The 13,292-nt window shown below is 64.0% G+C and carries 12 protein-coding genes; 4 read left to right on the forward strand and 8 right to left on the reverse strand.

The genetic code is table 11. The features are described from left to right. Nucleotides 1-5: 5 nt before the first annotated feature. The 8 genes from P0Y65_16325 to P0Y65_16360 all read right to left on the reverse strand — a co-directional run bounded on the left by P0Y65_16325 (nucleotide 6) and on the right by P0Y65_16360 (nucleotide 8,809). Nucleotides 6-1,409 (reverse strand): TolC family outer membrane protein, encoded by a 1,404-nt coding sequence (locus P0Y65_16325; protein ID WEK03744.1) that lies wholly within the window; start codon nucleotides 1,407-1,409, stop codon nucleotides 6-8. 24 nt (nucleotides 1,410-1,433) lie between these two features. Continuing rightward, a complete protein-coding gene (locus P0Y65_16330) occupies nucleotides 1,434-1,745 on the reverse strand; it encodes a hypothetical protein (protein ID WEK03745.1) in 312 nt (103 codons plus the stop codon). Between the two features lie 285 nt (nucleotides 1,746-2,030). Next, complete coding sequence (locus P0Y65_16335) at nucleotides 2,031-2,735, reverse strand: FadR/GntR family transcriptional regulator (protein WEK03746.1); 705 nt, start codon at nucleotides 2,733-2,735, stop codon at nucleotides 2,031-2,033. Then, nucleotides 2,725-3,774: a four-carbon acid sugar kinase family protein gene (locus P0Y65_16340; GenBank protein WEK03747.1), complete on the reverse strand. Its 1,050-nt coding sequence runs from the start codon at nucleotides 3,772-3,774 to the stop codon at nucleotides 2,725-2,727. The genes P0Y65_16335 and P0Y65_16340 overlap by 11 nt, the downstream gene beginning before the upstream one ends. Then, nucleotides 3,767-5,380 (reverse strand): ABC transporter ATP-binding protein, encoded by a 1,614-nt coding sequence (locus P0Y65_16345; GenBank protein ID WEK03748.1) that lies wholly within the window; start codon nucleotides 5,378-5,380, stop codon nucleotides 3,767-3,769. Before P0Y65_16345 ends, P0Y65_16340 begins: the two co-directional genes overlap by 8 nt. After that, on the reverse strand, nucleotides 5,373-6,296 hold the full coding sequence (locus tag P0Y65_16350; protein ID WEK03749.1) for an ABC transporter permease: 924 nt from the start codon (nucleotides 6,294-6,296) through the stop codon (nucleotides 5,373-5,375). Before P0Y65_16350 ends, P0Y65_16345 begins: the two co-directional genes overlap by 8 nt. Before the next feature lie 10 nt (nucleotides 6,297-6,306). Beyond that, complete coding sequence (locus P0Y65_16355; protein ID WEK03750.1) at nucleotides 6,307-7,221, reverse strand: ABC transporter permease; 915 nt, start codon at nucleotides 7,219-7,221, stop codon at nucleotides 6,307-6,309. 82 nt (nucleotides 7,222-7,303) lie between these two features. Continuing rightward, nucleotides 7,304-8,809 carry an ABC transporter substrate-binding protein gene (locus P0Y65_16360; protein WEK06823.1) on the reverse strand — a complete coding sequence of 502 codons (1,506 nt, stop codon included), beginning with the start codon at nucleotides 8,807-8,809 and terminating at the stop codon, nucleotides 7,304-7,306. 299 nt (nucleotides 8,810-9,108) lie between these two features. Here P0Y65_16360 and P0Y65_16365 point away from each other — a divergent pair, with 299 nt between their 5' ends. Genes P0Y65_16365 through P0Y65_16380 form a run of 4 tightly spaced genes read left to right on the forward strand, consistent with a single transcriptional unit; the run spans nucleotide 9,109 to nucleotide 13,283 of the window. Then, complete coding sequence (locus P0Y65_16365; protein WEK03751.1) at nucleotides 9,109-10,281, forward strand: exo-alpha-sialidase; 1,173 nt, start codon at nucleotides 9,109-9,111, stop codon at nucleotides 10,279-10,281. Then, nucleotides 10,278-11,222 carry a 4-hydroxythreonine-4-phosphate dehydrogenase PdxA gene (gene pdxA / locus P0Y65_16370; GenBank protein WEK03752.1) on the forward strand — a complete coding sequence of 315 codons (945 nt, stop codon included), beginning with the start codon at nucleotides 10,278-10,280 and terminating at the stop codon, nucleotides 11,220-11,222. The genes P0Y65_16365 and pdxA overlap by 4 nt, the downstream gene beginning before the upstream one ends. A 2-nt stretch (nucleotides 11,223-11,224) precedes the next feature. Then, entirely contained in the window at nucleotides 11,225-12,154 is a 930-nt protein-coding gene (locus tag P0Y65_16375) for a dihydrodipicolinate synthase family protein (GenBank protein WEK03753.1), read from the forward strand. After that, nucleotides 12,147-13,283 (forward strand): iron-containing alcohol dehydrogenase, encoded by a 1,137-nt coding sequence (locus P0Y65_16380; GenBank protein WEK03754.1) that lies wholly within the window; start codon nucleotides 12,147-12,149, stop codon nucleotides 13,281-13,283. The genes P0Y65_16375 and P0Y65_16380 overlap by 8 nt, the downstream gene beginning before the upstream one ends. Nucleotides 13,284-13,292 lie beyond the last annotated feature (9 nt).

Raw genomic sequence — 13,292 nt, forward strand, 5'->3', positions numbered from 1 at the left:
AGGACTTAGTTGCCGTTTGTCGGCAGGGTTAATGGCTTGAGCGCACGCGGCTCGGACTCCTGCCACGACGGAATGTCGAGAGCGGAGCGCGTTCCGGCGCTGGCGCTCTGGTGCGGCCTGGCGCCCATGAAGCCGAGCAGGTCGCCACCGGAGGCGAGCACGCGATATTCGGCAAACATCACGCTATAGCGGGCCGTCTCGCGCAGGATCTGCACGTTGAAACGGGTGTTCTGCGCGTCGAGCACATCGAGCAGCGAGCGATCGCCGATATTGAACTGATCACGATAGGAGGCCACCAGCTCGGCCGAGGAATTGAGCTGCTGGTCATAGACACGGGCCAGTTCGCCCTGGCTGGCGAGGCGCAGCCAGGATTCGCGAACGGCCTGTTCCACTTCGCGCACGGTCTGGTCGAAGGAGAGCTTGGCTTCGCTTTCGCGGCGCAGTTCTTCCTGCACCTGCGCATCGCGGATGCCGCCATCATAGATGTTCCAGCGCATCGAGAGGCCGACGCGCGCATCGCTGTTCCAGCCGTCGGTGCCCGAGATGTCGTAGCCCGTGCCGACGCGGCCTTCGAGCGACAGTTTCGGGAAGAGCGCGGACTCGGCCTGATCGACGAGGGCCGAGGCCGCATCGATATCGGCGCCGGCCGACAGGGTGCGCGGATTGTTGAGCACGGAATTGGCAATGGCCAGTTCGAGCGACCCGGGAATGGCCGAGGCGGCGCGGGCCGGCGCGCTGACGGCGCCCGGCATGACGCCAACGAAGGTCTTGAACTCGATCTGGGCGGCGGCGAGCTCGACACCGGCTTCGGTCAGGCGGGCGCGGGCCGCAGCCAGGCGTTCGATCGACTGGAAACGATCGGCTTCGGTCAACTGGCCGCTGTCGATGGAACTGGCCACGTCATTGACGATGCCTTCGTGGAAGGCGACGTTCTGGCGGGTCAGTTCGACGATCTGCTGCTGCAGCAGGACCTGATAATAGACGCGGACGATCTGCAGGGCGATGAATTCGCTGCGCTCGAGCACGCGGTAGGAGGCGCTGTCGACGCGCGAGGACTGGCGCGCCACTTCGCTGTCGCGGAAGCCGCCGTCGAACAGATCCCAGGTCGCCGAAAGACCAACCTGCGATGGATAAAGGCCCTCGTCGTCGATGCCCTGGGCACGACGGGTCGGATTGTCCACCAGCTGCACGCCGACCGAAGCGTCGAGATCGACGCGGGGGGCGTAAAGGCCCTGCGCCTGGCGCAGTTCAAAGCCGGTCGCATCGTGATTGGCGATGGCCTGGCCGATTTCGGGATTGCTTTCGAGCGCGATCTGCACCGCCTCGTTGAGACCCATGGCATTGACCATGGCCGGCGTCAGCAGTGCCACGCCCGACAGCAGAACGGCCTTGAGAAGTTTGGTCTTCATTGTTGTTTTCCTGCAGACGCCCGCTTAGCGGAACGACTCGTAACGCTGGTGGAAGCAGTCACATTTCTCGACGGATTCGACGTCCACATTGCCGCCCTTGAGATAGCCGGCCGCCGTGGCACAGGCCCAGCGCGCCTCCATGGCCCAGACGAAGGCCGAGCGGTTGGAAGCGAGCACCTGCGGATCGCTCATGCCGGTCTTGGCGCTTTCGAAATTGGCCCAGACGGTTTGCCTGATGGTCTCGGTCGACTGCGACGCCAGCGCTGAATCGCTGTGGCTGATGCAGATGCCGGCCCGGTAGCCGGTCAAGTCAGCAGCCTGGACTGCGCCAGTCACAACCAAGGTTCCGCACACCATCAACAGGCGCGGCAAGAAATTCGCAGACATTGGTGACAGCCCCCCGGCAGAACGTGCAAATCCTTACGCGCCTGCCTGTTTCCCCACAAGTTCATTCAAGCACCAAATACTTATTAATCAACAAACAGATGCAACAACATCACAGGCATCAACTGCAAGGCAGAGTCCGGGCGACTCCAGGCGCAAGACAAGACGCTGCACGCCAAGTAAAATTGACCCAACTCGTTGAATGATATGAGTAGTTTACCGTCCGGCCGTTTGACGTCAGTGCGCCGTGTCGGTCGAGAACAGGCGGTTGCGCGAGCCGGTAAGATGTTCGCGCATCAGGCGCTGCGCGGTCTCGGCATTGCCGTCGCGGATGGCTTCGAACACCGCAGTATGCTCGACGAAGACATGCTTGAGGCCGCCCTGGGTGCTCTTGAGCGACAATCCGTGCAGGCGCATGCCGACGGCGATATGTTCTTCCAGCGCCTGCATGGCGGTGACGAAGTAGGGATTGAGTGCGGCCTGGGCGATCGACAGGTGGAACATGAAATCGGCATCCGCCCGGTGCGCCTGCCGGTTGGTCGCATCCTGCAGCAGGTTCAATGCCGTCTTGATCTTGCCGAGCGCCTCGGGTGTGCGGCGTTGCGCGGCCATGGCCGCCGCCTCTGGCTCGATGGTCAGGCGGAAATCGTAGCAATGCTGCAGGTCGGAGAGATTTTCCATCTGCCCGAAGCCGAGCGGCTCGCGAATGCCCTGTTCGCGCACGAAGGAACCGGCGCCCCGGCGGGAATAGATCAGGCCCTGGTCGCGCAGGCGCTGCAGGGCGTCGCGGATGATCGGGCGGGAGACCTGGAATTCTGCGGCCAGGGCATGTTCGGTCGGCAGGCGCTCGTCGACGGCATAGGCGCCGGACTTGATGGCGCGCTGGATACGCTCGAAGACAGTTTCTGACAGGCTGCGCCGCCCAGTGGGACTATCCGACATGATGCTGCACTGGGCTCCCGATCGTGCGATAGGCAGCGGTCAGCCGGGTCAGGGCCTCCCGGTCACCAAAGCCACCTGACTTTGTAATCACAGTGTAGCCCCCGGCCCGCGCCAAAGGCAGGCCCGGCTGGGCTTCTCCCACAAGTTCGAGCACCCTGATGCCAAGCTGACCGAGGATGACCTGTGCCGTCGCGCCACCGGAAAAGATCAACAGTGACCCAGGCGCTGGCGACAGGCGTGCGAGAGATTGCCCCAGCGCCATGCCGACGGCCACGCCATCGGCCGGCGCATCGCCCGGCACGGCCTGAATGACCGTCAGCCGACCGGGATACGGCAGCACACCGTCTGGTGCCGTGCCGTTTGGGGCCGGAATATAGACAAGATCGGGATTGCTCTCGCGCAGGTGCTGCAACTGGCGGAGGGTGATCGGATCGGTTGAGCCGATGACGCAATAGACATTGGCCTGGGGCAGCGAGAGGTCGGGAAGAACCGCATCGGGCGCCATCATCTTCGCCAGAGCCTCAGCCAGGCTGCGCGCGCCGATCAACAGGTCGACGTCTTGCGACAAGGCGCGCTCGATATCGGTCTGGTCTTCGATGTCCGGGATCGCGGCGACGTCAGCATGCGCACCCAGCCGCTCGGCAATGGCGATCGGCTCGGCAACACCAAAGCCGCCCAGCCTGCCATCACGCATCCAGCGCCCAAAGGCCGGAATGGCGGGCACGACAAGGCTGCGCTCATGCGGCATGGCATCGAGCTCGGCCGCAATATTGCCCTTGAGGCGGGAGTCCACCTTCTTGAACAGCTGCGTGCCCTCGGGCAATTGCGCCACGGCAAGACGCACCGCCTCGCGCGCCGCATCCGGCGCGATCTCGCGGCTGTCGGTCGAAACGCCGATCACCCGCGCGCCCGTGGCAATCGCCTCGGGCAAGGCGTGAACATCCAGCGCCACCGCCGTCGAAATCCCGCGCATGGCAAAGGGCGCGGCGGCATCAAGCGCTCCGGTCAGATCATCGGCGATGATCGCGCGTTCAGGCATGGGCCGGTGCATTCCTGCGCTGCGCCTGCACGTCTGGATCGGGGTCGAGATTGGCTGCCAGCAGGCGCTGAGTATAGGGATGCTGCGGCGCATCGAAAATCTGCGCCGTCGGCCCACGCTCGACGATCTCGCCCGACTTCATGACGATGACGGTATCGGCAAAGTCGCGCACCACGCCCAGGTCGTGGGCAATGAACAGGAACGAGATGTTCAGCCGCTTGCGCAGGTCGTCGAGCAGCGCGATCACCTGCGCCTGGATCGACACGTCCAATGCTGAAACCGCCTCGTCGCAGATGATCAGTTCCGGCTCGAGCGCCAGGGCCCGGGCAATGGCGATACGCTGGCGCTGGCCACCGGAAAACTGGTGCGGATAGCGGTCGACATGTTCGGGCGACAGGCCCACCTGTTCGAGCAGCTCGATCACCCGCGCCCGGCGCTTGGACTTGTCGCCCATCAGCTTGTGGATGTCCCAGCCTTCGGCGATCAGCGAATAGACCGACATGCGCGGATTGAGCGACTGCGTCGGGTCCTGGAACACCATCTGGATTTCGCGGCGCACGCCAAGCAATTCGCGGGCGCCCATGCTGATCAGGTCCCGCCCCTTCCACAGGGCCTCGCCGCTGTCGGCCTGTTCGAGACGCAGGAGCGTGCGGGCCAGCGTCGACTTGCCCGACCCGCTTTCGCCAACGACCGCCAGGGTCTGCCCGCGCGCCAGGGTCAGCGACACATCCTTGAGCGCGGCAAAGCCGCCATAGGTCTTGTTGAGGCGCTGGGCATGCAGAAGCAGCGGCGCCTGGGGGTCGAGCAGCTTTATCTCGCCCTTGCCAGGCGCAGCATCGATCAGCTTGCGGGTATAGGGATGCTTGGGGTCGTGATAGACGTCGCGCACCGAACCGGTCTCGACGATCTCGCCCTTGTTCATCACCACGACGCGGTCGGCAATCTCGGCGACGACACCCAGGTCATGGGTGATGAGCACGAGGCCCATGCCCGTTTCGGCCTGCAATTCCTTGAGCAGCGCCAGCACTTCGGCCTGAATGGTCACATCGAGCGCCGTGGTCGGCTCGTCGGCGATGAGGATATCGGGCTTGAGCATCAGCGCCATGGCGATCATCAGCCGCTGGCGCTGCCCGCCAGAAAACTGATGCGGATATTTGCGCATCGCCTGCTCTGGGTCCGGCAGGCCAACCCGCTTGATGAGTTCCAGCGCCCGCGCCCGTGCCGCATCGGCCGGTCGGCCATGCGCCGTCATCATCTCGACGATCTGCCAGCCCACCGTATAGACCGGGTTGAGATGGCCCAGCGGGTCCTGGAAGATCATGGCGATCTTCTTGCCGTTGAGCGCGCGGTGATCCTCATAGGAAATCTTGAGCAGGTCCCTGCCCTCATAGAGGATTTCGCCCGAGACGATCTCGGCCGGCGGAATGTCGAGCAGGTTCATCACCGCATTGGCCGAGACCGACTTGCCCGAGCCGCTTTCGCCGAGGATCGCCAGCGTCTCGCCGCGACCGACGGACCAGCTGACATTTTTCACCGCATTGACGGTGCCACGGGCGGTATGGAAATCGACCGAGAGGTTTTTGACGGTCAGCAGGGGCTCAGACATTCTTGGTCTTCCTTGCTTCGAGGCGCCAGCGCTGGGCGGGGTCGAGCGCAATGCGCAGCCAGTTCGACAGAAGGTTCAGCGACAGCGCGGTGATGACGATCATCAGGCCCGGCCAGAAGGCCAGCCACCAGGCGGTGTTGAGATAGGGACGGCCCTGCGCCACCATCAGGCCCCAGGTGATGTCGGGCGGCTGCACGCCGATGCCGAGGAAGCTCAAAGAGCTTTCCGCCAGCATGACGAAGGCGAAGTCGAGTGTGGCAATGGTCACCAGCGTCGGCGCCACCACCGGCAGGATATGGCGGAGGATGATGCGGGCATGGCTTGCGCCCATCACCACTGCCGCCTGCACGAACATGCGCTCGCGCACTTCGAGCACTTCGGCGCGCGTGGTGCGCAGATAGATCGGAATGCGGGTGATGGCCAGCACGAGGATCATGTTGGGGATCGAGGCGCCCAGCACATAGAGCACCACCACCGCAATCAGCAGCGAAGGAAAACTCATGATGACGTCGGCCAGCCGCATGATGACCTGCGACGTCGTCTTGCCGGCATAGCCGGCGATCAGGCCGAGCACGGCGCCGACGGCGGCCGCGGCAAACACGGTACCGGCGGCGATCATGATGGTGGAATGCGCAGCAACCACAAGCCGCGCCAGGATCGGCCGGCCCAGCGAGTCACCGCCCAAAAACAGCGCCCAGCCGCGATCGAAACTGAAGGGCGCAAAATTGCGGCCGCGCAGGTTCTGCTTGCTGGCCAGCTCGCCCAGAAGCGTTGGCCCGAAGATCGCGAAGAGCACGATCAGCACCAGCACCACGGCCGAAATGAAGGCCAGCTTGTCGCGCCACAGCATCGACAGGATCGACGGCCCGCGCGGTTCGACCGGCTTCGTGGGTTGAGAGAGGGACAGGTCAGCCATCTCGCGCCTCCTAGTTCCGGATCCGGGGATCGAGCAGGCCATAGGCGATGTCGATCAGGATGTTCATGATGAAGATGGCGAGTGCGGTGACCATGATGGCGGCCAGCACGACGTTGAAGTCACGCTGCAGGATGGAGTCGATCATCAGCTTGCCGATGCCGGGGAAGCCGAAGATGGTCTCGACGATCACAGCGCCATTGAGCATGGCAGCGGCCTGGTCGCCGATGACGGTGATGACCGGCAGCATGCCGTTGCGCAGGGTGTGGACGAAGATCAGCGGCGTATTCTTGACGCCCTTGGCGCGGGCGGTCTTCACATAGAGCGAGCCGAGCGCCGAGAGCATGGAACCGCGCACCACCTGCACCACGAGGCCAAAGGGGCGGATGAACAGCACGGCAATCGGCAGCACCCAGTGCAGCGGCGTGCCCACGCCCGAGGTCGGCACCCAGCCCAGCCCCAGCGCAAACACCACGATGGCGACGATGGCGATCCAGAAGTCGGGCGCCGAGGCGCCGACCAGCGAGACGATCGAGACGAGGCGGTCGAAGAACCCGCCGACATTGAAGGCGGCCAGCGAGCCCAGCACGATGGCCGAAACCACCACCAGGCCCATGGTGATCAGCGCCAGCGGGAAGGTCCAGGCATAGGCTTCCATGACGATGTCGATGGCGGGCCGCGCCTTGCGCAGGCTTTCGCCGAAATCGAGATGCAACAGGTCCCAGACATAGCGGGCAAACTGTTCGAACAGCGGCAGATCGAGCCCATGCAGGGCGCGGAATTCACTCTTCATCTGCTCGGTCGCGTCGATCGGCAGGAAGAGAACGGCCGGGTCACCCGTCAGGCGCGAGAGGAAGAACACCAGGATCATCAGTCCCAACAGGGAGAGAAGGCTGGCGATGGCGCGCTGTCCGATCATCTTGGTCATGGCGGTCACCCGTTGTGCTTGAAATTGGCGGAGGTGCCGGAGAGACCCCGGCACCTCGCATCTGACCTCTGGGAGGCAGGTCTTACTTGAAGCCGATCTCGCTCAGCTGCAGCTGCTGATTGGTCGCGATGGTCGGCGTGAAGTCGAGGCGTTCGCTGACACGGCTGAGGCCAACCATGTGGAACAGCAGGACGTCGGCGACGATATCCTTCTGGACATAGCTGAAGAGCTCGGACCAGAGGGCGGCGCGTTCGTCACCGGTGGCAGCCGAAGCCTGGGCGATCAGGTCGTCGACCTTGGGATCGTTGACGCCCGACTGGGTGCCCTGGCTGTCATACTTGAAGAACATCGAGAACACCGGGTCGCCACGGCTGTTGTCGTGCTGGCTCAGCACCAGGCGCGTGCCTTCGCTTTCGGGGAACGGCTTGGAGTAATACTGCTCGTGCTCGGCGACTTCGACCATGCGCAGCGTGGCGTTGAAGCCGACATCGACCAGCATCTGGGTCAGGGCTTCGGCCACTTCCGTCACATTGGGGAAGTTTTCGGTGCGGGCGATGATTTCGATCGGCAGGCTGGTATCGACGCCATCGGCTTTGGCCTCTTCAAGCAGCGACTTGGCCAGTTCCGGATCATAGGCCGGCGGCGACAGATCCGGGTTCCAGCCCAGCGTGGTCGGGGGCACCATGGCGACGGCCAGTTCGGTGCCTTCGGGCAGCACGGTGCCGATGAAGGCTTCGCGGTCGATGGCGGCATTCATCGCCTGACGCACGCGCAGGTCGGTGGTCGGCTCGTCCTGGCTGTCGACACGCAGGTAGACGGTTTCCGAGTTCAGGTAGCTGAAGTCGGTGGCCTGGTTGTCGGCCACTTCGGCGGTGATCTGCGGCGCGATATCGGCTTCCCCTGCGGCCACCATGCCTGCACGAACGGCCGGCTCGGAGCGGAACACATAGGTGGCCTTGGTCACTTCGGGCTGATCGCCCCAATAGTCGTCGCGGCGGTCGAGCACGATCTGCTGACCAGCGGTCCATTCGGACATGACATAGGGGCCGGTGCCGATCGGATCCCGCACGAATTCCATCGGCGTCTCGGACGGCACGATGGTGACGAGGCTCATCAGCAGCGGCAGCACCGGCTGGGCCGGCTCGGCCTTGACGTCGAGCGTCAGGTCATCGACCACGGTGAAGGTCAGGGCGGTATCGGCGAAGTAGCGCTTGGACTCGCAGGTGATCTGGTCCGAGAACACGCGATCGAAGGAGTGCTTGACATCTTCGGCGTCGAAATCGGTGCCGTCAGAGAATTTGACGCCATCGCGCAGCTTGAACTGCCAGGTGCCATCGCCCCTGTCTTCCCAGCTGTCGGCCAGGCGGGGCTTGAGGCCCTCGTCGCCGCGCACGTCGAGCTCGGTCAGGGTTTCGCTGATATTCTGCAGGATGACGCGACCAATGTTGGAACGGGTCGCCATGCAGGGCTCGACCAGGTCGAGCTCTTCACTCAGCACCACGGTGATATCGGTGTCGGCAGCCTGCGCAAACACAGGGCCGACAGCCGTCGATGCCAGCAGGGCACCGACAAGAATTGGCTTCAGCAACAATGTAACCTCCCATCGCAGCTTTTCAGGGCTGTGAGCGCCGCTGCGGATGCACTCACGCAAATTTCCTCCGGGACGGCACGCCATCCACGGTTCGAAACTAATCGCAGACACCCTGCAGTTGTCAAATTAAAAATCGAAATCCGCTCTTTCGGTTTGCCAGAACAGATTTATACCATTGGTATTGCTGCGCTTTATGCCAGATCACACTTTGGTAGAATGCAATTTCTGCCAAACATGAACTTGACAACATGTTGTTCAGTGTGAATTTTGACGCCAACAAACAGGAGGGAGAGGACATGACGCCGGAGGAGATCGCAGGCCGGATGAACGGCCAGCTCACGACCGCAGATGACGGTCGGGTCGAGGCATTCCTGCCCTCGCCCATGGTGCAGAATCACGCTGCCTTTCTCGAACATCTCGATGATGGTTCGCTGGCCTGCCTGTGGTTTGGCGGTACGCTCGAGGGCAAGTCCGACATTTCCATCTATGCCTCGACCCTGGCACCCGGTGCTGATGCCTGGAGCCAGGATGTGCGCCTCAGCCATGACCCCGATCGCTCCGAGCAAAACCCGGTGCTCTGGCGCAATGGCAACGGTGTCTTCCAGCTGTTCCACACCGCCCAGCCCTCCGGCAATCAGGACGAATGCCTGCTGCGCGCTCGCGTGATCTCGGTCGAAGGCGGCTCGCTCAAGGATGCCGAGCCCCGCGACCTCGACCTGCCGCTGGGCAGTTTCATCCGCGGCCGTTTCGTGCGCCGGCAGGACGGCGCCTGGATGATGCCGGTGTTCCGCTGCATCTCCCGCCCCGGCCAGCGCTGGAACGGCAGCCACGACACCGCCGCCGTCGCCGTCAGCCATGACGAAGGCGCAACCTGGACCATGTCCGAAGTCCCCGGCTCCATCGGCTCGGTGCACATGACCATCGTGCCGCTCGATGGCACCCACATGGTCGCCTTCTATCGCCGCCGCCAGTCCGATTTCGTTGGCCGTTCGGAGAGCCTCGACGGTGGCGTGACCTGGTCGCCCCCCGAGATGACCGACGTGCCGAACAACAATTCCTCGATCAATGTCATCCGCCTGGCTGACGGGCGCCTTGCCATGGTCTGCAACCCGACGTCGGCCGCGACTTCCGATGATCGTCGCGTCTCGCTCTATGACGAGATCGAAGAAGGCGACGACCGGCCCGATGCCTCGGGCGGCTGCTCGCCGATCTGGGGCGTGCCGCGCGCACCGCTGACCCTCTGCATTTCGACCGACGGCGGCAAGACCTGGCCGCTGCGCCGCATCGTCGACAACAGCACCGGCACCTGCCTCTCCAACAATTCGGAAGACGGGCGCAACAAGGAGCTGTCCTACCCCTATCTGCTGGAAGGCCAGGGCGGCGAACTGCATGTCGCCTACACCTATTTCCGGCGCGCCATCAAACATGTCCGTCTCCCCGCGGGATGGATCGACGGAGAACACTCGTGAGCGACATCATCGGCATTACCATGGGCGACCCGGCTGGCGTCGGCCCGGAGATTTCGGTCAAGGCCGTGGCGGAAATGAGCGCCGACGACCGCGCCCGCACCCGCATCTATGGCAATCGCGAAACCCTCGACAAAGCCCGCGCGGCACTCGGAGTCGATGTCGATCTCGACGGCGTCGTGGTTGACCTGCCGATCGAAGGTGGTCCCCTGCCCTGGGGCAAGCTCGATCCGCGCGGCGGCGATGCCGCTTTCCGCTTCATCGAAAAGGCCGTGCGCGATTCCGAAGCCGGCGAAATCGGCTGCATCGTCACCGCGCCGATCAACAAGGAAGCGCTCAACCTGGCCGGCCACCACTATGATGGCCACACCGGCATGCTGGCCCATCTCACCGGCCAGAAGACGGCCTGGATGCTGCTCGGCTCGGAGCGCCTCAAGGTCATCCACGTCTCGACCCATGTCTCGCTCAAGACCGCCATCGACCGCGCTACGCCCGAGCGGATTCTGGCCACCATCCGCACCGGCAACGAGCATCTCAAGCGCATCGGTTACGAAAACCCGCGCATTGCCGTCGCCGGCATCAATCCGCATTGCGGCGAGAGTGGCCTGTTCGGCACCGAGGACGACGAGCAGATCGTCCCGGCCGTCAAGATGGCGCAGGCCGAGGGCATCAATGTCACCGGCCCGATCTCGGCCGATACGGTCTATCACCGCGCCTATAACGGCGCCTTCGACCTCGTCGTCGCGCAATATCACGACCAGGGTCATATCCCGATAAAGCTCGTGGCCTTCGATACCGCGGTCAACGTCTCGCTCGGCCTGCCTATCGACCGCACCTCGGTCGACCATGGCACCGCTTTCGACATTGCCGGCACCGGCAAGGCCAATCACACCAATATGCAATCCGCCATCGCCTATGCGCGTCGGCTCGTTTCGGGGAAATAGCCATGAATCCCGCTCGCCAACTGCCCGTCTCCGGCGTCTTTTGCGCCTCCGCCACGCCCGTCCTTGAGGATGGCTCGCCCGACCACGCCGCCTTTGCCATCCATGCCAGGGCGCTGATCGAAGAGGGCTGCGATGGCGTCGCCCTGCTCGGCACCACCGGGGAGGCCAATAGCTTCTCGATCCGCCAGCGCCAGGAACTGCTCGAAAAGGTCATCGCTGCCGGCCTCGATCCGCAGCGCCTGCTGCCCGGCACGTCTCAGACCAATGTTCCCGACAGCGTCACCCTCGTGAAACATGCCGTCGAAGCCGGCGTGAAAGCCTGCGTGGTCCTGCCGCCCTTCTATTACAAGGGTGTCAGCGACGAGGGCCTGTTCCGCTTCTATGCCGAGCTGATCGAAGGCGTGAAGAGCAATGACCTGCGCGTCATTCTCTATCACATCCCCCCGATCGCCCAGATCGGCATCTCGCTCGAACTCACCGCGCGCCTGCGCGAGGCCTTCCCCGGCGTCATCGTCGGCGTCAAGGATTCCTCGGGCAAGATCGAGAGCATGGAAGCCTTCGCCAAGGCATTCGACAATTTCTCGGTCCTCGCCGGCGCCGATCCCTTCATGCTGCCGCTGCTGCGCGCCGGTGGTGCAGGCTGCATCACCTCGAGCTCGAACCTTATCGGCAAGCATCTGCGCGTTGTGTTCGACAACTGGTTCGACGCCAGTCAGAACGACAAGGTCGATGCCGCCCAGGCCCGCATCAATGCCTGGCGCGACCTGTCCAACGCCTATGTCCAGCTCCCCACCATCAAGGCCATGCTGGCCAAGCGCCGCAACCATTCCGGCTGGACCCGCGTCCGCCCGCCGCTGGTCGAGCTGACCGCGGCCGAACTCGACGTGGTCTGGGGCCAGATGGCCAAGCTGGAGGCCGAGGACAATGTCTGACGTCACCCTCTCCATGGCCCGCCCGATCACCCTGCTGCAGCCCGCGCGGCTGGAGATCGGGGCCGGCGCGATCAGCAAGCTCGGGGACTGGGCCGCTGCCTACAAACGCATCTTCGTCGTCGCCATGGCACCCACGGTCGGCTTTGTCGACCGCATCGGCCTCAAGGGCGAAGTCACCACCTTCACCGACATCCCGCCCGAGCCGGACCTGCCGGCCTTCGAAACCGTGCTGGCCGCCGCGCGCGCCTTCAAGCCCGACCTGGTGATCGGCCTCGGCGGCGGTTCGGTGATGGATGTCGCCAAGCTCGTCGCCGTGCTGTGGGACAGCGAACAGTCGATCCTCGACGTCGTCGGCGTCGACAAGGTCGCCGGCCGCCGTTCGGCGCTCGCCCAGGTGCCCACCACCTCGGGCACCGGCTCGGAAGCCGGCATCCGCTCGCTGGTCACCAATCCCGAGACGCTGGCCAAGCTCGCCGTCGAAAGCCGGCACATGCTGGCCGATATTGCCGTGCTCGACCCCGAGCTGACCTATTCCGTGCCCTCAGCCGTCACGGCAGCCACCGGCGTGGATGCCCTAGCCCATTGCGTGGAAAGCTTCACCAACATCAAGGCCCATCCGCTGATCGACGGCTATGCCAGCCTGGGCATCGAACTGGTCGGCAAATATCTCGCCCGCGCCGTCAGGGATGGCACCGATACCGAAGCCCGCGCCGGCATGATGCTGGCCTCTTACTACGGCGGTATCTGCCTCGGTCCGGTCAACACCGCCGGCGGCCATGCCCTGGCCTATCCGCTCGGCACGCAGCTGAAACTCCCGCATGGCCTCGCCAATGCGATCATCTTTCCGCATGTCCTGGCCTTTAACGCCTCGGCCCGGCCGGAAAAGACCGCTGCCGTGCTCGCTGCCCTCGGCCTGCCCAATCATGCCGACGAACGCATCGTGCTGGCCAGCGCGCATGACTATTGCAAGTCACTGGGCGTCGACATGAGCCTTCAGAGCCATGGCGCCAAGGAGGACGAACTGTCGCTCTGGGCCGAAGAAGCCTTTGCGATCAAGCGCCTGATCGACAACAATCCGCGCGCGCTGGGTGTGGAAGACATTCTGTCGATCTATAAGAGCGCATTCTGAACGCGAACG

The organism is Candidatus Devosia phytovorans (assembly GCA_029202405.1).
Classification (GTDB): Bacteria; Pseudomonadota; Alphaproteobacteria; order Rhizobiales; family Devosiaceae; genus Devosia; species Devosia phytovorans.